The sequence below is a fragment of the Candidatus Omnitrophota bacterium genome (assembly GCA_040755155.1).
GTDB lineage: Bacteria > Hinthialibacterota > Hinthialibacteria > Hinthialibacterales > Hinthialibacteraceae > JBFMBP01.
On sequence record JBFMBP010000134.1, the window covers coordinates 96,475 to 116,770 of the forward strand.

Sequence of the window (20,296 nt, forward strand, 5' to 3'; positions counted from 1 at the left end):
TGCGATTTCCAATAAGATTATAACGAAAATCCCTTTTTTTCCTATCTGCGAAAAGAAGCGGACGCCTTTATTTTTTCGGGAAAATAAGAATTCGAGGTTGAAAAAAAAGGAAAGTCTTGTTATTGTAAATTGACTATTTTTATGAAAATAGGGTTAGGGCATCTCAATTTCATTACCCCCCTCATAGAAACGGAGGCACCGATGTTGAAATCGATATTCAAATCATGCGCCTTATTCACCATACTCCTATTGGGCGTAAGCGCATCGTTTGGCGATGAAATTATCCTGAAGGCGCAAACCGCCGCCGCTCAAAAGGGCGATACCATAGTTTATGAAGCGACGCTCAAAACTACTTCTCCGATTCGCGCCTATTTTCTTCAGATTCAGTTCGAAGGCGCTGCCATCTCCTCTCCCGCCGTTTCCAATGAAGCAGACTGGACGAACGCCAGCGCCGCTGGCGCCCCCGTTACGGATGTCCAATTCGAAAATAATCTTGTAACCATCCAATCTTCCTTGATTGGGAAAGACTCGGCTTTCAATAGCGCCGATGGCGCCGTTGTCGCCACGCTCAGCGTCAAGGCGGAGGCGGCCGGCTTGCTGAAAGCCGCAATCGTCAACGCCAAATTCTTCGCCGATGGCTTCAATCAGCCTCTCGGTCTGGCTTCCGCCATCTCCTACGCCCAACCGGACGCCGTAGAAATTACCGCCGGTCCGGGAGTAACGAAACCGGGAGATTTGGATAAAAACGGATATCGAGACGGCGAAGATTTGATTATTCTCTACGATCTGATCGTCAAAGCGATTTTTGGGGAAACAATCAATGCGGACGACTTCTCTGTAGCCGATCTTTTCGTTGACCAGATATTAGATGGCGAAGACGTTATCGTTCTGTACGATTTGATCGTCTACGATATTTTTAATCCCGGAAAATCTTTCCGCCGCAGCGCAAAGACCGTTCGCCCCTTTTCTGTAATGCCTGAAACGGCTCAGCAAATCGTGATCGATTCTATCGAAGCGCCTGAAAATGGTTCATTTGAATTGGATTTCAATGTAATAGGCGCCGTTAACGGTACCTCATTCACTTTTTCCGTCAGTTACGATCCTGCCGTAGTGGAATATCAACCAACGTTGGATTTCGCCCAGGGCGTCGCCGCCTCCTGGCCATCGATAAAGGTAACTCATCTAAAAAAAGACAATCTCGGTTATTTTGTTATTATCGCTGTTTATTCGGATGGATTCACTCAAGGTCAAATCATTAATGGCGATGGCCTGCTATTTACCGTTAAAGGCAAAATCGTAGGAGCAGCCGGATCTACGACCACATTTGCGATTCCTACCAATACCGGCGGTTTAAGCAGCGCCGCCGTCAGCGGCGGCATTATTACTGTAATACCCGCCGCCGAGCTGACGCCGACTCCGGAAATCCCGACGCCCACGCCCGAAATGCCGACGGCTACGCCAGTCGTCGTTCCAACGTCTACGCCGACGAACACTCCGACAGCTACAGCTACGGCGACGAACACGCCCACGGCTACATCGACCAATACCCCGGCGCCGACAGCCACGCCCGAATCGCCGACGGCAACGCCGCCGCCAACGAATACGCCCACATCCACTCCAACGCCTGAATCTCCCACGGCCACGCCCGTGATTCCAACCAATACGCCCACGGCTACGTTTACTCCGACAGCTGCGCCGACCAATACGCCGACAGCGACGGCGACGGCAACGCCGGAATCGCCCACGGCTACGCCCGTAATTCCGACCAGTACGCCAACTCCTGAATCTCCCACGGCAACGCCCGTGATTCCAACCCAAACTCCAACAGCGACGCCGACGAATACGCCGACAGCGACGGCGACAAATACGCCATTGCCCACATCGACGCCGACGCCGGAATCGCCCACGGCTACGCCTATAGCGCCCACAAGCACACCAACTCCAGTACCTCCAACCAATACGCCGGTTCCGCCGCCGACCAACACGCCGACGCCGGTTCCGACGGCGACGAATACGCCGCTTCCGGCTCCGACTAACACACCGGTTCCGCCGCCAACCAATACGCCGACGCCGGTTCCGCCGCCGACCAACACGCCGACGGTTGCGCCTACGAACACTCCGGTTCCGCCGCCGACGAGCACTCCAACGATGGCGCCTACGAATACTCCAGTTCCACCACCGACGAATACGCCGGTTCCATTGCCGACGAATACGCCTACGGCGACGCCGACAATAGCGCCAACCAATACGCCAGTGGCGCCAACCTTCACGCCAACAGCGACGCCCACTGAGATTCCAGTTCCACCTTCGCCGACGCCAACAGTAACGCCGACGCAGCCCGCAGCTACTCCCACGCCGTTGCGCGTAGTAGAGGCGGATCGCGGTTTGGTCATGTTGTCTCAGTTAGGCTTGTTCATCGATAGGGGTTACGAAACCGGTAAATTGCAGGATACGCCAAGCATAATCGTGGATCCGATCGATCTCGAAATCATCGGCAATCAACCGCTGATCCTAACGAAAAAAGGAAAAGCCTATCTTAACGGCGAAAATCTGAAATTGACGGACAATGGCGGGGCGCCGCTGGCGCAGTTCGGCGATTATCTCGATCTCGAACCTACCAGCGGCGATCTGTCCGGATATCTTGCGCTTGACCGCTATGGCCGCATCCACGCCTTTGGCAATGCGGCTTATTTCGGCAGCCAGGTCTTCGTACAAACATTGAATCTCGGACGTATAACCGTCAAACAACCTGCGCCCATCGCCGTCGATCTCGAAGTGGTGGAAAACGCGGGAGTGGATGCGGGTTATTACGTTCTCGCCAGCGACGGACAGCTCCTATCTTTCGGCGGCGTTCCCGCGATGGATAGAGTCCCCGCCAGCTTTGGATCGGTTGTCGCTTTGGATCTGATCGTTGAGTCCGGATCGGTTGCCGGTTATCGCGTGATGAACTACCTTGGCCGAGTCATGAAATATGACTTGGCGACAAAGACGTTTGGCGAACCCACGATAGGAATTCGCGTCGATAAAGAACCGCACGTCGTCGACTTCGCCGTTGTCTCGGATACGATATTCATCCTCAATGAATTCGGCGTTATTTTTGCGCCGCAGACGGGAGAAGTCATCGGCAAGACCGGCGATTTCGACAATTGGCTGGGAACGAAAGGTTTCTTCGATCTGGAAGCGGGAACGATCGGTAACTGAGAGCATATTATAGAAAGAAAAGAGGCCCATTGGTATGTACTCTATAAGATCGATGCGGGAGTTTACGAATATGAATCGCAAATGGATGCCGATATTCATTCTTGGCGCATTGTCCGTTCTCTGGTTGACGCCTATGGCTGTTCAGGCGCAGGGCAACGATTTCAACGCGCATTACCATCGATATTTGTTCTATAACTTGGGGATGTCCGCCCGCTCCGCCGGCATGGGCGGCGCATACAGCGCCCTGCGGGGAGGGGAACTCGGCCTTCTCGGAAATCCCGCCAGTTTAGGCTTTCTGGAAAATCGCCTGGCGATATTGAAAGGCGATCTGGATGAAATTTCGGGATCGACTTCGCTGCCGTCTCCCAACGCGAGAGGATTCGACTCTTCCACAAGCGACTCCAATATTTGGAGCATCGGCGCCGGAGGCGCTTATCCCTTTGAGTGGGGCGCCTTGGGCTTGAATTACAACTATCGCGATGACGATAGAGATATCGGTTCTTTCGATAGGGGAACTTTCGATATGGGCATGTCCAGCGAGGTAAGCCGGCATGACATATCCCTTTCCGCCGCTTATCGCTATATGGACGAACTTTCCTTTGGATACCGTTACAGCTATATCGATTGGAATATGGATACGAACATAACAGACTTGACCAACTTTGGTTCTTTGCCCGGCGTGGAGGAAGAATTCTCCGGTCACCGCAATCAGTTCGGCGTTCAGTACAGCGTCAACGAAACCCTGATGCTGGGTTTGGACGGATACCTTGGGCTGGGCGATTGGGACGTTAATGGCGGTTCTTCCGGCGATGCGGATTCCTGGGCCGTTCGCGCTGGCGCCGCCTGGAATCCGTTGATCGATCTCCCGCTTTTAATCGCTTTCGACGTCAAGTATGAAAACCGGGAATTCACTGGCGGCGGTACGGAAGACGATTTATGGGGCCTCCATTTGGGCGCCGAATATGAAGTTATTGAAAATCTCTATCTGCGCGCCGGATACCTCTTCGAAGATTTCGATTATACGGAGAATAGCGGTTTCGGCGCGAGTCCCTCCGTAAGCGGCTTCTCCGGCGGTTTGGGCTATATGTACGAAGCCATTTCGCTCGATTACGGCTTCCTCTATACCGATACCGGCGGCGACGGCGATTTTATGCACGTCTTCGGTTTGGTTTACGAATTTTAGTTTTTAAGAGAATCCGATCGGCTCAAGAATGGGGGCGCACCGTTTTGCGCCCCTTTTCCATATTGCCATTTCCAATTTCATTACCTCCCATCAAGGAAAACATAGAAGATGAAGGCTGTTATTCTCGCCGCTGGAAAAGGAACCCGTATGCGGCGCATTACGGATACTTTGCCCAAACCGTTAACGCCCGTCGGCGGCAAGAGACTTCTGGAATGGATCGTCTCCGCCATTCGCAAGGCGGACGTCCATGAGTTCGTTATCGTTACCGGGTATCTTGCGCAAACAATAGAAGAATACTTTGGAAACGGCGCGGCTTTCGGCGTCGATATTCAATACGTTCGCCAGGAAATCCAGAATGGCACCGCTGGGGCGTTGCGGCTCGCTCGCAACGCTGTTGGAGTAGAGCCGTTCCTGTTGACCTTCGGCGATATCCTCGCCTCGTTTCCCAATTATCCCCGCATGATCGAAGAATTTCGCAAGAACCGTCCCGATGGCCTGCTCGCCGTCAATCAGGTTGACGATCCCCATCTGGGAGCGGCGGTTTATTTCGAGGAACCGTCGATGAGAATCACGCAGATTGTGGAAAAGCCGCCCTACGGAACCTCCGCCTCGAACTGGAACCAGGCGGGGCTATTCATCTTCGATCCGTGCATTTTTTCTTGTATCGATAATCTTTCGCTCTCAACGCGGGGCGAATATGAATTGACGGAAGCAGTCGCCCAATCCATTGCGGCGAGAAAAGAGATGCGCGCTTTGAAATTGAGCGGCTATCGCTGCGAGATCGGCGCGCCGGAAGACCTTGAATGGATGGAAAACATGTTCCGGCAAAATCCTCATTTTCTTGAAAAATGAGCTTCTAGCAAAAATGATTAATTCCGTTTTTTTTCATTCTCCCCCCAAGTTTGGGGGGAGTTAGAGGGGGGTTGATTTTGTTAGACTTAAAACAACCCCCTCCTAACCTCCCCCATGCTTGGGGGAGGAATAAAAGAATTTTGCATGAGATTTAAATAATATGACAATTTCTTCCAACACGAATCGCTTCACTGTTTACGCTCCCGGTCGCGTCAATCTTCTCGGAGAACATACCGACTACAATGGTTTGCCCGTTTTACCGATGGCTATCGATCGCCGCATCCGCGTTTATGGCGCACCCCGTATGGACGCTATGGTCGCCGCCTCGCGGGAAGATATACCGCAAGAGAGCGTAGAATTCGCGCTTCGCAGCCCCATCCCCAAGCATCCGCAAGGGCATTGGATCAATTACGTCAAGGCGGGAATGCAGGGCGTTCTCGATTCGCTTACTCAGTCGGAAACGCAGGAAATTCGCGGCTGCGACTTGATGGTGAGCGGAACCATTCCCCAAGGCGTGGGATTGTCTTCCTCCTCGGCGCTGGTAGTCGCCTCGGCGCTGGCGCTTCTAAAAGCCAATCGGATCGATAGGCCGCCGATCGCCCTGGCGGAGCAGATGGCCGAAGCGGAGCATTATACGGGAACTCGCGGAGGCGGGATGGATCAAGCGGCCTGTTTGTTAAGCCGGGCGGGGCATCTATTGAAGATCGATTTTTTCCCGTTGCGCGCCGCTCCCGTTTCCTTGCCCGACGGCGTTACGGTAGTGATCTGCGACAGCCTCATCCGCGCCAAAAAAAGCGAAACGGCGTTGAAGGCGTATAATCTCCGCGCCTTGGAATGCCGCTTTGCGGTTCTGTTGCTGCGCCGGTTTTTGCATCGAAAAGGCGATCCCGCCGATTTTCAACGGCTCGGCGACTTGTTGCTGCCGCCTTGGAATCTTGGCTATCCCGAATTGGCGCGCTTGGCGGAAGAAGCGCTAAAGGATAGCTACGGCTACTCCGAATTATGCTCCGCTTTGGGCGATGAGGAGGCGATTCGCTCGCTTTTGCTGGATTATTCCTTTGATGATGACGGAGAGAACTTGAGTTTCGCTTGCGGCAAGCGTTTCCGTCATGTCATTCGGGACGCGCAACGGGTGGAATTGGGAAAGCGGTTGCTGCAAGAGAGAAACGTTCGGGGATTCGGACGCTTGATGAACGAGGGGCATGACAGCGCCCGCAACGATTTTGAAATCTCCCGCCCGGAATTGGATAGGCTCACGGAAGCGGCGCGGGAACAGGGCGCCTTGGGTTCCCGTCTGACGGGAGCAGGCTTCGGCGGATGCACCGTGAACCTGGTCTACAGCGACGAAGCCGAGCGCTTCCGGCAAGCCATGTATGAATCCTGTTACGCCATGACGCAGCCCAAGCCGCCCATAGAAGAAACCGTCCTGAATACCGATCCCGCCGATGGAGCGCAGGTTGTCAATGAATCTTCTATTTGTTAACAACCATTCGATTGAGCCTCTTGCAAAACTCTATTATTCCTCCCCCAAGCTTGGGGAAGGTCAGGAGGGGGTTGAGATAAGTCTAAGAAAATCAACCCCCCTCTAACTCCCCCCAAGTTTGGGGGGAGAATTTAAAAGCGGATTTTATAAATTTTGCAAGAGCCTCGATTTAGTTGAATTTATTTGGATAAATACTTCTCCGCTAAACCAATTTACTCCCGTCTGGACAAAGGAGCGAAGATTGGAGTACATTGGTTGTTCGATTTATTATGATTTTTTTTGATAAAGGAGAAATTAAAATGAAAAAGACCGTTCTCATCCTCTGCCTCGTCAGCCTCGCCGCCTTGGCCGGATTCGTGGCGGAAAAGCAAGCCGCCAAGATGGAATTCGACTCCAACACAATCCAAATCGGCATGATCGTCTCCGATCTGCCCGCCTCATTGACATTCTATAAGGAAATATTGGGCTTCATGCAAGAAGCCGACCGGCCTTCTTTTGACGTAAACGCCGATTTCGGCAAAAAGTCGGGACTGACGGATTCGCTCCCCATTCACGTCGAAGTGCTGAAATTGGGAGCGGGTTCCGAATCGACGCAGCTGAAACTGATGACCTTCGGCGAGAAGGCTAAAAAGCAGGAAAACGATTACATCTCCACCCACACCGGCGTTCAGTACCTCACCATTCGGGTGAAGAATCTCACGCCTTTCGTGGAAAGCATTAAAAAACATAACGTAAAATTCGCCGGTGAAACCCCCATTCCCCTCGGCGACAATCATTTCGTCCTAGTGAAAGACCCCGATGGAACCTTCGTCGAATTGATCGGGCCGATGAAATAAGCGATAGCGGATAAAAAACGATTAAGGGGGGACCCACCGCGTCCCCCCTCGTTTTTAGATAAACGAATATAAATAAAGCAGGGCGGGTTTAAAGGTAAGCGTTACACGTCCTATTTTTAAAACATCTCAAACTTAGAGCGTTTGCTGGATTACATAGATAGGTAGAGCATTTCAAAGCCAATCACATTCTAACGCCATATTAACGCGCTATCATTGTCTGAATCTGGATATCCTGGATGAAAGGATGAACAGGATTCTTTTATCCTGAAAATCCTGAAAATTCTGGCCATCCAAATTCTGACATACAACCAGAAAATCGCGTCTACTCAATCCTGAAACGCTCTAAAAACAGTAAAGTATTGAAGAACAAAACCGCCGCGTCCAGATAGTCTATCCAAGCGCGGCGGCGTTTTGTACGAAGAGGTTCTAATAAAACTTACAGTCCCAAAGCCTGTTTCAGCAGCGTTTGCTTATCGGCGGACAAGCTGCCCAATTCGCCAGCAATAGCTTTGATTACGCTGGCGATTTGCAGTTCCTGCGCGGCGCGGGCGGCGGCGGCGGTGAGGATGTAATCGTCGCCGCGGATGGCTTCCAATAGCAGGGGCAAGCTCTCTTCCCGGCGCAATAACACAGCGCCGCGCAGCGCTCCGGCGCGCACTTGGTGCGGCTCTTTGACGGCGCGCAGGCGGTCGTAGATGGCCAGAGCTTCTTTGCACAGGCCTTGCGCCGTGAGCGCTTCCGCGCAGCGGAACAAGCCTTCGCAAAACGCGAGTTGATTGGCCTTGGGCGTTTTGTCCAAGGCGGCGATAATCGCCTCGCCGCTATCGACGGTTCCGATTTTGCCTAAAGCGCGGGCGGCGGCTTGGGCGACGACGGCATCGTCGTTCGCCAGCAATTGAGTCAGAGCGGCGATGGCTTTCGTATCGCGGCGCACGCCGATGCTGCCGATGACGCCCACTAGCGGCAAACCTTTTAGTTTGCCCAGCGCATCGCGGAAAGCGTCGTCGACGGACGGATCGGGTATCGTTTCCATGGCATAGCGCGCCATATGCGATTGATCTGCGTCGCCAAGCATGGCGGCCAGCGGCGCAACATCCTCTTTCGTCGCGACGCGGGCCAGTTCCCGGCAAGCGTTAGCGACGGATTTTCGCGATCCCGAAGCGGCGGCCAGCAGATTTTTCTTCTCCACGGCGGCGGTGATGACGGTATTGGCTATATTCAACATAATCGATTCTCCTTCATTTGTTGGCTTTAAAATATCCACGGTTCCCGCATGGCGCGCGAACGCAGCCGGTTGGCTTCGTCGTCGTTTATGAATTCTTCCTTGACCGGATCGTATTTCATGGTTCGCTTCAGCCACATGCAGATATTGGCGGCGTGGACTGTTGTCATAGATCGATGCATCACTTCCGGATTCGCGACGGTCTGGCGGCGCGATTTAATGCAATCCAGCAAATTACGCCAATGGTTCATCGGGCGCATCGTCCGTTCCATATAATCCTTGACGATTTTATCGAAATCGGCCAGCAAGGCGGGCGATGAGACATCCGGTTGTTTGTAGCCGTCTCCCGTCGTCGCCCAGCCTTCGTCGCCTTCGTAGCGCACGGCGCAGGAGCCGTGGAAATATTTGTTATCCATATCGCGATGCAGGATCATCTCGATGCCGTTGGCGAATTTCGTCACCATGCCGTCGCCGGTGGGGTTGTCTACATAACTGTATTCGATGGCGGAGGTGTTCGCCGCGCCCATAGCCACTTGGCATTGAGCGAAGGTATGCGCGCCCCATTCGCCGATGCAGCTGGTATGGAAATCGTAGTAGCCGCGCCAGCCGCCGCTGCAATAATTTGGGTGGTAAGGCCGCCAGGGGCAAGGTCCCAGCCATGCGTCCCAGTCCACCTCTTCCTTTGGAGGTTGGGGGACGCCTTCCCGCCAATCGAAACTCATTTCCGCCGCGTCCCAAGGGGCGATGTGCGCGCGTACGGTGTGAATCTTGCCTAGCCGTCCCAGGCGCAGCAATTCGTTAATGAAAGTGAATTGGTCTTCGCTGAGCCGTTGGGTGCCCGTTTGATAGACGCGCCCGTAACGTTTGGCGGTTTCCACCACCGCCTGGCCTTCCGCGATCGTCATGCTCGACGGCTTTTCCGAGTAGACGTCTTTGCCTGCCCGCATCGCCATGACGGAGGCCAATGCGTGCCAGCGGTCGCCCGTCGTAATCAAAACGGCGTCGATATCCGTCCGTTCGGCCAGAAATACGCGAATGTCGCTGTAGGAAGCGCAATCGCTGTTGTCGTAGCGGCTGTCGACGATCTGTTTGATTTTTTCGCGCCGCGCTTTTTGCGGATCGCAAAGCGCAACGCATTGAACGTCCTTTTCTTGCATCAACATGCGCAAGTCGAATTCTCCCCGGCCGCCGATGCCGATGCCGCCCAACACAATGCGCTCGCTAGGCGGGACTGCGCCATCCTTGCCCAGGACGGACGCGGGAATGACGGTGGGCGCCATCAAGATCGCCCCGGCTTGCGCGGTGGTTTTAAAAAACTGGCGCCGGTTCGGTTTCGTTGAGGGCGAATGCTTCATAGTTTTCTTCGATTCGATCATTGTGCTGCCTCCATAAAATAATGGCTTTCGGGCGCATATACGTAAAACCGAAATATCTCCCGTAGAAATGAAAAAGTTCTCCCATTTCATTGAGATTTAGATGATTCTCTCATAAACGATTGCTCTTCGTCAACCATGAATAGCCATCAAACGCCATGAATGACAATATTTATTCATGCGATTTAATCATGAATAATTTATTATTGGCAGCAGAAGCGTATGGCAACTCGCCCTAGTCTTGAGAATCGCGCCTTTCCCCTAGGCTGGCGAATGGAATAACGCTAATAGTCCTTTATGCTTTTTCGAAATAGGACTTTACGCGAAGGAGAATCCTCTTTTTTCATGAAGAACCCTAACTTCGCTTCTCCCGCCGATTATATCCAGGAAGCCTCCCGATTAGCCGCGTTGGATGCGTCTGCCGCTGGTTGCCTCCTGGAGCAGGCGGTCGAACGCTTCCCGCAATCCGCCGATCTTCTCGCCCATTTAGGATTTTATTATTACAAAACCGGACGTTATAGCCGCGCTATCGGCGCATTCCAACGCTTCTCCGCATTGGCTCTTCCCGACGCCGGAATTTGCGCCCTAATGGCGGAAATGGCGCAAGCCCGCCGCGATTCCGAAACAGCGCTCCTTTGGCTGCAACGCCAAAAGGACATGGAAGGTTTCTCGCCAACGCTTTCCCGGATAATCTCTCGCGTCCGGAGGCGTATTATTCTACAAAAAAACATCCGTCCGCTTTGGGGATTTCTTTTGCACCCATTGATTCTCTTGTATAAATGGATTCTGACTTGGTTGAATTGGCTGGGGCTTTGGTTTTGGGATGAGATGAATAAGAAGGAAGGACAGCCTTTTCAATTAAGCCGCTTTATCCGTTTCCTCATGCGCTTCGATCCATTGTTTTGGCGGGAAAGTTACGCCTATCATAAAACTCGAGAGGCAATTCTCGCCTCCAACACCCTCGCTTTCGGCGCTCCCCGCCGACTTCTCGACATTGGAACGGGCAAAAATCTTCTCCCCCTCTATTGGGCATCTCAAGGCTGCGATGTTACGATCATGGACGGCTCTTTTTACGGTTTCTCTCTTCTGCGCCATAGCCGTAATTTCATGAACAGGCGAGCCTTTTCTTACTCCGCCGAATTCGCAATGGGAGACGCTCGCCGCCTTCCCTTCGCCGACAACGTCTTCGACGGCGTTTCCGCTCTCTGCGTCATCGAGCATATCCCCGCCGACGGCGACGCCGAATGTATGCGCGAGATATTCCGCGTTCTCCGTCCTGGAGGACGCGCCATTGTCACGGTGGAAACATCCGCCGCCTTCAGCGAACAATGGATGGAAGTACCATACGAAATCGGCTACCAGGCGCAGGGCGCGTCGCCAACCAAGACGGATTGGGAAGAGGTCTTCTGCCGCAACTATTCCCCCGCCGAAATGATGAACCGTCTTGCCGCCGCCGCTCCCTGGCGCGTTGTGGAAATTGCATATTATGACGATGGCGTATTCCCCATCCGCCGATGGCTCGATCCTTTCCGCAGTTCCTGGCGCGCCGCGTTCCTGCGGCCTTTGCAGCCGCTCCTATCTGCGACGTTTTACCGCAACAAATCCAACGAAAACCTTACTCCCTCCAGTATCGGTTGTCTTATCCTCGAAAAACCGCTTTAGAAAGCGAAGCACGAGGTATAAAAAGACTTGCTTTCGAAATAATTGCCAACTATAGTTGGCAATTGTTGTGGCAATTGTTATAATGATAGGGGTGAATGCAAAAGTGCCTGGAGTCATGCAACCTAAAAGAGTAATTTTTTACAAAGAAGAAAACGGAAAAGTTCCTGTTAAAGATTGGCTGTATAGCATTAAAGATACTAAATCCAGACGGCGCATATTTTGCCGGTTGCATCGCGTAGAGCAAGGGAATTATGGAGATTGCAAAGGGCTGGCGGGATGCGAAGGTTTATTGGAACTCCGCTTTGATATTGGGCCGGGATATCGCATATATTTTGCAGAAGATGGGAGTACAGTCGTAGTTCTTCTCGTCGGCGGCGGCAAGAAAACGCAGAAAAAAGATATAATCCGCGCCGCCGAGTATTGGAACGATTACCTGGAGAACAAAAGACATGAAGCAATACCCAACGCTTGACGAAATCGAAACGCAATACTTTCTGGATCATCCGGAAGAGATTGAGCCATACTTGTCGGAGATATTCGACGAGTACGCCTTAGATGAGAATTCAGCCGCTTTATTGGCTTCCTTGCGCGTTATTGCCCGAGTTAAAGGCATCTCCACCCTATCTGACGAAATTGGAATGAGCAGGCAGGGCTTGCAAAAAGCGCTGTCTGAAAAAGGCAATCCCCGCCTTGATAATATCAATTCCATCATGCGCGCTTTAGGCTATCGTCTTGCCCCGCGAAAACTGGAAGCGACAGGCGTGTAATAATCATTGGAGCCAAACATTTGGCATTGAATGCGCCGTTTTAGAAAAACGTATTCTCGTATTTTCCGAACGAGACGTTGTAATCGCGGTCCGATTGCCCTGTCAGTTTATAGGACACCCAAATGTCCCCGTTGGAGACGAGACCGTTGGACGAGATATAGGGGATCGATCCTCCTTGAGAGATCAACCATGCTACATCGCTATAATCCCCGTCCGTCCCAGCGGCGATGACGCACCAATACGCCCCCAAACTGCCGTTCGGGCAATGGCTGGTGCCAAAGGTGTAAAAAATCCCCTTGGCGAAGGGATCGGTTGGAATCGAGGTGATATAGGATACCGGCGTCGTTAATTGGGCGTAGATGCGCCCGTCGTTGTTGGGATCGTAGCAAGACAATCCAATTTGACTGCATAACTTGCCCCAGCGGGAAGGTCCCCACGGCGTCAAGACGCAGTCTTGCGCTCTGCCGGTTCCTTGAGCGCCTTCGTCGTTTCCATCAACCATCCACAAGTTGACATCCAGTTTTCTCACCATATTTTGGTTATAGAGCATCTTGACGTCGGAGTAGGAGCGAGCCAGTTTCGCCCGTATTTGGGCGTTCAAGAAATTGGGAACGGCGATCGCGGCCAGAATACCGATAATCGCCACAACGATGAGCAATTCGATCAAAGTAAATCCGCACGTTCTCTTCATCTTTAACGCCTTTCAAAAAAAAGAATTTTTCCCTTATCATTATATATCTTAGATCGTCATGAAAGCAGGTTAATAACAAATATAGTATAACCATTCACACCAAGAAATCATGATTTTCCTGGAAGAACTAGGGTGTTGTCAATGCGAGTTAAATCCTCATAGGATTGATGGATTCGTTAATTATCGTCGAATGATAAATAAAAAAAACGGGGGACGAATTTACTGTCCCCCGTCGATCGGTTGGATTTCTAGTATTAAGAGAACATCTTAGATCATGGCTTCAATTCAGCATCCAGTTCTCAACGCTAGTTCCAGCGGCGAAGCGCAAGATTCCCCGGGGATAGGTTCTAAAACCGCCGCCCACGACGTTATTCCACGTAACCAAACTCGCACCGTGCCCCGCCGTATAGCCGTCAGTGTAGCCGGTGATATTGATAAGCCATTCGTCACCCGGCTTTACCCAATGGCCGTCGGCGTCTTTTTCTAAGACGCAGTTGATCGCCGCCGGAGCGATGGCGGTAATATCGCCGGCGCCCATAAGGCTGGTCAGATTCAATTGGCTGAAGGGAACAGCGATTTCCAGGACAGGAGTCGCGACGACTTGTCCTTCTTTCGCCCCGGCGATTTCATGGGGCAGCGCAGCCAATTTCATCGGTTTTGCGCCCAAGCTTTGCGCATACGCCGCATCGAAGATGGGCATCCAGTTTCCACCTAATCCTGCGGGGACGCCCGTGTAGAAAAACGGCGGCCCTTCATCTTTATCGCGTACGCCAAAGTTGCCGACTTCCCATACTTTATCTCCTTCCCGGTCTTCAATGAGCGGGAAATAGCAAAGTTGATAAGAAGGTTCGCCCCCGCCATTCGTCGCTTCCGTATAAGCGGGCGGATTGCTGTTATACCCGTCCCCGTCCTTCCAATTCGGTTCTAAGAAAAACTCGAAGTCGACGCAGGTTCCTACTCCCCATCCCGCATAGCCCGTATCGTCCGCCGCTAAAGCCGTAACGATATCGCCCGCATACGTCCATCCGTTGGGCGTCAAATAATAAAAATCAGCCGTCATGAGAATATACAGATAATCCTCATCCCATAACGCCCGCCATTGGTAGTTGACGTCGACTTTCTGCCCCTGATACGCTGCCCCTACCGCTCCATTCCTCAATCCAAAAAATTCGCCGGTCCACTCCGATCCCGCCCACCCCGCATCCGTATAATTTCCATCGATGACGGGTGGAGTTCCTTTCACTTTGTTCGCCGTATATTCGCGAACCGCATCATCCCCCACAACCGGGATGGCCATGATGAACAAAACCAAAGCTAGACTTGCGCAACGCCTCATTTTTTAATCCTCCCTAAAAGTATAGAATCGAAAAACCAATCCATAAAAACAAAATGCGAATAGGGATATCAAGAAGAGAATCGATTTTATTTTTATTTTTTTTCATTCTGCTTCTTTACCGCAAAGGAATTCCTCTCTATACCCCCTTCGTGTTTAATATTCAATAAAAGCCGATTTTTAGAACCGATAACGAAAATGGGTTGCTTTCGCCCATTTTTTTATATATTTATTCCATAGAGGATCGAAAGAACCGGCGGTAAAGGAAAATCGAATCGATGCGGGAACCATTGGCGGCGAAGCCGAAATTATCCATCATCATCCCCATTTACAATGAGGAATTGCTGCTTCCCGAAGTACTTCGGCTTGTCCGCGCCGTTCCTTGGGAGGATAAGGAGATTATTCTCGTCAACGATTGTTCTACCGACCGCACGGAAGCGATTCTGGAAGCGGAAAAAGAGCGTCCGGATACGATTGTACTGACGCATAAAATTAATCAAGGCAAAGGCGCCGCTATCCGCACCGGCTTGCGATACTTCACGGGGGATATCGTCATAATCCAGGACGCCGATATGGAATACGATCCCGCCGAAATCGTCCGCGTCGTCGAGCCGATCGCTCGCGGCGAAGCGCTCGTCTGTTATGGTTCGCGCTTCCTCGGCGTCGTGAAGAACATGCGCCTGGCCAATCGCGCCGCCAATTGGATGCTGGCCAAACTCGTATCCCTTCTCTTTTGGCGTCGCATTACGGACGAGGCTACGGCCTACAAAGCCTTCCACCGCTCCATCATCGAGCGAATCCCTTTGGAATGCCACGGCTTCGAATTTTGCCCTGAAATTACAAGTAAGGTCCTCAAAATCGGTTGCGAGATCAAGGAAGTCCCTGTTACTTTCAAAGCGCGCACCTTCGCCGAAGGCAAAAAGATCGGCTGGCCCGATTTTATCGTCGCCGTCTGGACGATCGTCAAAGTCCGCTTTTTTTGGAGCCGTAAAAAAGCTGCTCCGCCTGTGGAAATGAAAGGTTAGCATAAGTATAACATGAAGCCCCAAATCGTGATTTTAGGAGCGGGCGTTACCGGTCTGGCGGCGGCGTGGAAGCTCCTGAAATCCTCGGATCGATACGATATAACGCTCGTCGAACGGGACGCCGTCCCCGGCGGCATGGCCAAAACCCTATCCTGGAATGGCCTATCTCTCGATCTCGGCCCCCATCGCTTCCATACCGAAATTCCCGAAATCCAGGAATTTATGCGCGGCTTCTGCTTGAAGCGGCTTGTCCGCGTCAAACGCTTCAGCCGCATGTTTCTCAATGGATGCTACATCCCCTATCCCATCAGCCCTTGGCCAACGCTGCGGGCGTTGGGAATGCGGTCGGCGGCAGCTCTCGCCTTATCCGCCTTGTCCGTTCTTTTCCGCCAACCAGCCCGTCCGGCGGAGACTTACGAAGAATACGTCAAAGGCTATTACGGCGATGGTTTATACCTCCGCATCTTCGAACCCTTCGCCATCAAAGTTTGGGGGCTTCATCCTTCCCGCATCGCCGCCGAAACCGCCCGCGTCCGGCTGCGGGGAGACAACATCTGGCGCTCCTTGATAGACGGCTTTTTGTCCAAACAAGAAACCTATGTCGCCGAGTTTCTCTATCCGCCCGGCGGCATCGGCGAAATCGCCCGCAAATTCGCCGAGGAGGTCGAAGCGGCGGGAGGGAAGTTTCTTTACCAACGCGAGGCCGTCTCGCTCCGCGTTCATGAGGGGCGCATCGAAAGCGTCGAATTGAAAGGCTCGGGCGGTTCGGATTGCCTGCCCTGCGATGTTCTCATCAATACGATTCCCCTTCCCGATATGATTCGTCTGCTTACGCCTTCCGTTCCCGCTGAAATCGCAGGCGCGTCGGACGAACTCCATTTCCGGGGCGTGGTATTGCTTTATTTGCTGTATAAAAACGACCTCGTCCTGTCCGACACTTGGCTTTATTATCCGGAAATGGCCGTTCCCTTTACCCGCATCAGCGTCCCCGGCAATTTCGATTCCGAACCTTCCCGGCGGGCGAAGAATTGTTTATGCCTTGAATTTTGCTGCGAGGCTGGCGACCAAACTTGGAACTCCGATCACGCCGATTTGGCGGATAAGGCTAACGCCGTTCTCGCCTCTTCCGGTTTAGTGCAATCCAAACCCATTGATTCCCTCGCCCTGCACCTGCGCGAGGGATATCCTGTTTATCATGCGGGGTACGAGAAGCCGTTGCGCCGCGTCCTAGCTCATTTGCGCGCGATGGGCAATGTTCTTACCGCCGGACGCCAGGGGCTTTTCCGTCACAACAACATCGATCAGTCGATCCAAATGGGACTCTTGGCCGCCGAGGAAATCATGGCGCAGGCATCCGATTTTTCCCATTGGTACGATTCCGTTTCCCGATTCAACGACTACCGCATCGTGGATTGAAGGCAGGTTATTGCGACATGGCTCAACCGTGGAAAAAAGTGTTTCTCATCGTCCCGCCCACGGGAAAATACATCCGGGAAGAGCGTTGCCAAACGCCATTGGAAGATTTGCATACGGTGGCGCTGCGTCCGCCGATGGATTTGTTGTATATGGCGGGCGTTCTGGAGCCGTTGGGCATGGAATGCCTCCTGTGCGACTATCCTGCTCTTGATTTGACTTGGGACGATTTCGACCGCGATTTGCACGAATTCCATCCCGACGCTCTCGTCATATCCATCACGACGCCCACGCTGAAGGACGATCTCGAAGCCGCCGCCCGCGCCAAGCAATTCGATCCCGCCATTGCGACAGTTTCCAAGGGCGCGCATTTCAAATACCTCGACGAGGACGCATTGCGGCAATTTCCCCAGCTCGATCTCGTCATGCGCGGAGAGTACGAAGAGACCATCGCCGAACTGGCGGCGGGAAAAGAATGGGCGGAGACGGACGGCGTTACTTTCCGCAATGGCGATGCTATCCATAAAACACCCGACCGCGCTTTCATCCAGGAGATCGACGCCATTCCTTATCCCGCCCGTCATCTCATCGACAATACGCCTTATTTCCGTCCCGATACTGGAGAACTCCAGACAACAATAGTCACTAGCCGGGGCTGCCCCTTTCCCTGCGTTTATTGCCTGGCGGGAGAAGTTTCCGGAAAAGCCGTACGCAACCGTTCGCCCGAAAACGTCGTAGGCGAGCTCAAGCAATGCGTCGAACGCCACGGCATCCGCGATTTTCTGTTCCGCTCCGATCTCTTCACCGCCAACAAGCGCTGGGCGCTGTCGCTGTGCCAGGCCATTCAGGAGGCGGGTCTCAAGATTCAATGGTCCTGCAACAGCCGCGCCGATACGCTCAGCGAGGAATTAGCGCGCGCCATGAAAGCCGCTGGCTGCTGGCTTGTCTCCTTCGGCGTCGAAAGCGGAGATCCCGATATGCTGGAAAAGATGCGCAAGCAGATCGATTTCGCAAAGATCGAACCCTGCGTCAAACTCTGCCGCCGCGCCGGTCTTAAATGCAGCGTTTATTTCCTCATCGGCCTTCCCTGGGAAAACCTGGAAACCTTCCGGCGCTCCGTCCGCTTCGCCCGCCAGCTCGATCCCGACTTCATCGAATTCTTTTACGCCTACCCCTTTTACGGAACCGAATTTTACCGCGAAGCCGTAAAAGAAGACTTGCTCAAAGATGGCGAACTGCCCCGCGCCGCCTACAACGCCCCCGCCATCCCCACCAAGTACCTGACGCTAGAACAACTTATGCCCCTGCGCAAAGAAGCCCTGCGCGCCTTCTACCTCCGCCCCCGCTATATCCTGCGGACATTAGCGAACAATCCTTCGCCCAAGGTTTGGATGAACTATTTCATATATGGATGGAAGCAACTGCGGGATTTGATTTCGTAGTTCCTTGAGATAGACCGCGCCGTTTGATCCTTCAATATCTACTTTCGATTTCATGCTATACTATCTCCTAGAGATTTTTCATTCGCAATAAATTGCGTAATTTTTCCATAGGAGAATTGACTTATGAGTAAAAACGTAAAAGTAATCTATGAAAATGGAGTATTCCGGCCTTTGGAGCCTGTAACGTTTCGCGAGCATCAACAGATGATCGTTGCGATTGAAGAGAGTCAAGAAACATTGTCAGAAAACCAATCGGAGAATTGTTACGACATTGCCATGCGAAACGGCATTATCGGCATGATCGAGGATGCGCCTCCCGATTTGAGCGTGAATCCAAAATATTTTGAAGGATTTGGACGCTAATGACATCTAAGCGGGTGCTCGTTGACACAGGGCCGCTCGTGGCTGTCTTTTCCCGGCGCGACCAATTCCATGATATTTGTATGGAACAGATGCGCCGCCTTTCTGCGCCCCTATTGACATGTTGGCCAGTCATTACCGAAACAGCGTGGCTTTTAAAAGAAAATCCACTAGCGGTTCAACGACTGCTCGGAGAGTTTGGCGTGGGATTCTTGAAATTGCTATCGATTGAAGATGAGGCTATGCCGTGGATTATACAATTCATTCGGCGGTATAGCGACCTTGGAGTTCAATTAGCGGACGCATGTCTGATTTACTTGGCGGAAAGGGAAAGCATTGACACTATATTCACTTTAGACCGGAGAGATTTCTCTGTGTTTCGGATTGACGGTAATCTATATTTTCATCTTCTGCCGGAATTGTGAGTTTTAGTATAATGGAATACTTCAGCGATCAAGAACATGGACAAATATCCAGAACGATAGAAATAATTTCTTCTCAAGTTTGGGATGGCATCGTTGCGCTTGTAGAAACGTTGATTACTAAAGGAGCCTTTGGTAACTCTTTTCCAAATGAATGCCCAGACGGGAATGCAATAATCGGTACTGAACGACAAATATTGAAGGATACTGTCAAGGCGGAAATTCCAAATATTGAATGGCCATTGAATAGAGTAAATAATTCATCTTCAAATAACGATATAGTAATTCCAGATACGCTAATCGCGCTTGATTTAATCCAGTTCTGTTATAAGTATGTATCTAAACCAGAAACTATTGAGGGCAGTTGGCATAATTATTACAATCATTATCATCTATCTTTTGATAAGGATGCTGGGGAAGACAAATTTCGCGAACAAATTAATATGATATTCTCTCGCAACGGAATGGCTTATGAGCTTAAATGGGATGGCAATATTGAAAGGTTAGTTCCACCTGTACTTCGAGAGCAACTTGCATCAGATATTTTCAATACGGGAGACAATACCTTAGATAGCATACTTAATGATGCTCGGAGAAAATTTCTCAATCCCGATATAAAAATTCGTAAGGAGGCTCTTGATAAATTATGGGATTCTTGGGAAAGATTGAAAACAATCGTTGATCCCACTAATAAGAAGGGATCAATTAATCGTCTTCTTGAAAAAACATCATCAGAAAATAATTTTAGAAGTCTTTTGGATGATGAAGCGAAGAAACTTACTGAAATTGGAAATAAATTTCATATCCGTCATTCTGAAATTAACCAAATTGAAATTCAAGATTCAGCCCATATAGATTATTTATTTCATCGTATGTGGTGTATGATATATTTATTACTAAAAAAGTAACAGGTCAGTCGGTTGAAGTGATGACAGGTGGAAATGGCGGTAACTTTCCCGTTTGAATGTATTCCCTCAAGGAAGAAACCAAGGTATCAATCGGATTATATCCCCGCCGTTTCAGGGTTCGAA

18 protein-coding genes are annotated in these 20,296 nt (G+C 51.6%); 14 read left to right on the plus strand and 4 right to left on the minus strand.

The genetic code is table 11. From position 1 onward, the window contains the following. Positions 1-201: 201 nt before the first annotated feature. The 5 genes from AB1656_19925 (at position 202) to AB1656_19945 (ending at position 7,555) form a co-directional block, all read left to right on the plus strand. Positions 202-3,201: a hypothetical protein gene (locus AB1656_19925; protein MEW6237659.1), complete on the plus strand. Its 3,000-nt coding sequence runs from the start codon at positions 202-204 to the stop codon at positions 3,199-3,201. A 70-nt stretch (positions 3,202-3,271) separates the two neighbouring features. Next, positions 3,272-4,384, plus strand: coding sequence for a hypothetical protein (locus AB1656_19930; GenBank protein MEW6237660.1), 1,113 nt, complete (start codon positions 3,272-3,274; stop codon positions 4,382-4,384). A gap of 108 nt (positions 4,385-4,492) precedes the next feature. Next, a complete protein-coding gene (locus AB1656_19935) occupies positions 4,493-5,236 on the plus strand; it encodes a nucleotidyltransferase family protein (protein ID MEW6237661.1) in 744 nt (247 codons plus the stop codon). A 160-nt stretch (positions 5,237-5,396) separates the two neighbouring features. Continuing rightward, positions 5,397-6,719 carry a galactokinase gene (gene galK, locus AB1656_19940; protein MEW6237662.1) on the plus strand — a complete coding sequence of 441 codons (1,323 nt, stop codon included), beginning with the start codon at positions 5,397-5,399 and terminating at the stop codon, positions 6,717-6,719. A 299-nt stretch (positions 6,720-7,018) separates the two neighbouring features. After that, a complete protein-coding gene (locus AB1656_19945) occupies positions 7,019-7,555 on the plus strand; it encodes a VOC family protein (GenBank protein ID MEW6237663.1) in 537 nt (178 codons plus the stop codon). Between the two features lie 436 nt (positions 7,556-7,991). On the opposite strand, the gene AB1656_19950 is transcribed toward AB1656_19945, so the two are convergent. Together AB1656_19950 and AB1656_19955 are read right to left on the minus strand one after the other, a co-directional pair. Beyond that, positions 7,992-8,780 carry a HEAT repeat domain-containing protein gene (locus AB1656_19950; GenBank protein MEW6237664.1) on the minus strand — a complete coding sequence of 263 codons (789 nt, stop codon included), beginning with the start codon at positions 8,778-8,780 and terminating at the stop codon, positions 7,992-7,994. Between the two features lie 26 nt (positions 8,781-8,806). Beyond that, positions 8,807-10,153 (minus strand): Gfo/Idh/MocA family oxidoreductase, encoded by a 1,347-nt coding sequence (locus tag AB1656_19955; protein ID MEW6237665.1) that lies wholly within the window; start codon positions 10,151-10,153, stop codon positions 8,807-8,809. Positions 10,154-10,495: 342 nt separating this feature from the next. Here AB1656_19955 and AB1656_19960 point away from each other — a divergent pair, with 342 nt between their 5' ends. The 3 genes from AB1656_19960 (at position 10,496) to AB1656_19970 (ending at position 12,579) form a co-directional block, all read left to right on the plus strand. Continuing rightward, positions 10,496-11,812, plus strand: coding sequence for a methyltransferase domain-containing protein (locus AB1656_19960; protein MEW6237666.1), 1,317 nt, complete (start codon positions 10,496-10,498; stop codon positions 11,810-11,812). A 115-nt stretch (positions 11,813-11,927) separates the two neighbouring features. After that, positions 11,928-12,284: a type II toxin-antitoxin system RelE/ParE family toxin gene (locus tag AB1656_19965; GenBank protein MEW6237667.1), complete on the plus strand. Its 357-nt coding sequence runs from the start codon at positions 11,928-11,930 to the stop codon at positions 12,282-12,284. Next, on the plus strand, positions 12,262-12,579 hold the full coding sequence (locus AB1656_19970) for an addiction module antidote protein (GenBank protein ID MEW6237668.1): 318 nt from the start codon (positions 12,262-12,264) through the stop codon (positions 12,577-12,579). The genes AB1656_19965 and AB1656_19970 overlap by 23 nt, the downstream gene beginning before the upstream one ends. A 40-nt stretch (positions 12,580-12,619) precedes the next feature. On the opposite strand, the gene AB1656_19975 is transcribed toward AB1656_19970, so the two are convergent. Beyond that, positions 12,620-13,270, minus strand: coding sequence for a prepilin-type N-terminal cleavage/methylation domain-containing protein (locus AB1656_19975; GenBank protein ID MEW6237669.1), 651 nt, complete (start codon positions 13,268-13,270; stop codon positions 12,620-12,622). A gap of 280 nt (positions 13,271-13,550) precedes the next feature. Then, a complete protein-coding gene (locus tag AB1656_19980) occupies positions 13,551-14,606 on the minus strand; it encodes a hypothetical protein (GenBank protein ID MEW6237670.1) in 1,056 nt (351 codons plus the stop codon). A 275-nt stretch (positions 14,607-14,881) separates the two neighbouring features. Here AB1656_19980 and AB1656_19985 point away from each other — a divergent pair, with 275 nt between their 5' ends. The 6 genes from AB1656_19985 to AB1656_20010 all read left to right on the plus strand — a co-directional run bounded on the left by AB1656_19985 (position 14,882) and on the right by AB1656_20010 (position 20,173). Continuing rightward, positions 14,882-15,628, plus strand: coding sequence for a glycosyltransferase family 2 protein (locus tag AB1656_19985; GenBank protein MEW6237671.1), 747 nt, complete (start codon positions 14,882-14,884; stop codon positions 15,626-15,628). A gap of 12 nt (positions 15,629-15,640) precedes the next feature. Next, positions 15,641-17,044 (plus strand): FAD-dependent oxidoreductase, encoded by a 1,404-nt coding sequence (locus AB1656_19990; protein ID MEW6237672.1) that lies wholly within the window; start codon positions 15,641-15,643, stop codon positions 17,042-17,044. A gap of 17 nt (positions 17,045-17,061) precedes the next feature. Further along, entirely contained in the window at positions 17,062-18,483 is a 1,422-nt protein-coding gene (locus AB1656_19995; GenBank protein ID MEW6237673.1) for a radical SAM protein, read from the plus strand. 123 nt (positions 18,484-18,606) lie between these two features. Further along, positions 18,607-18,846, plus strand: a complete 240-nt coding sequence (locus AB1656_20000; protein MEW6237674.1) for an antitoxin family protein — start codon at positions 18,607-18,609, stop codon at positions 18,844-18,846. Next, positions 18,846-19,268 (plus strand): PIN domain-containing protein, encoded by a 423-nt coding sequence (locus AB1656_20005; protein ID MEW6237675.1) that lies wholly within the window; start codon positions 18,846-18,848, stop codon positions 19,266-19,268. The genes AB1656_20000 and AB1656_20005 overlap by 1 nt, the downstream gene beginning before the upstream one ends. 11 nt (positions 19,269-19,279) lie before the next feature. Beyond that, positions 19,280-20,173, plus strand: coding sequence for an AbiJ-NTD4 domain-containing protein (locus tag AB1656_20010; GenBank protein MEW6237676.1), 894 nt, complete (start codon positions 19,280-19,282; stop codon positions 20,171-20,173). The last annotated feature ends 123 nt before the right edge of the window (positions 20,174-20,296 follow it).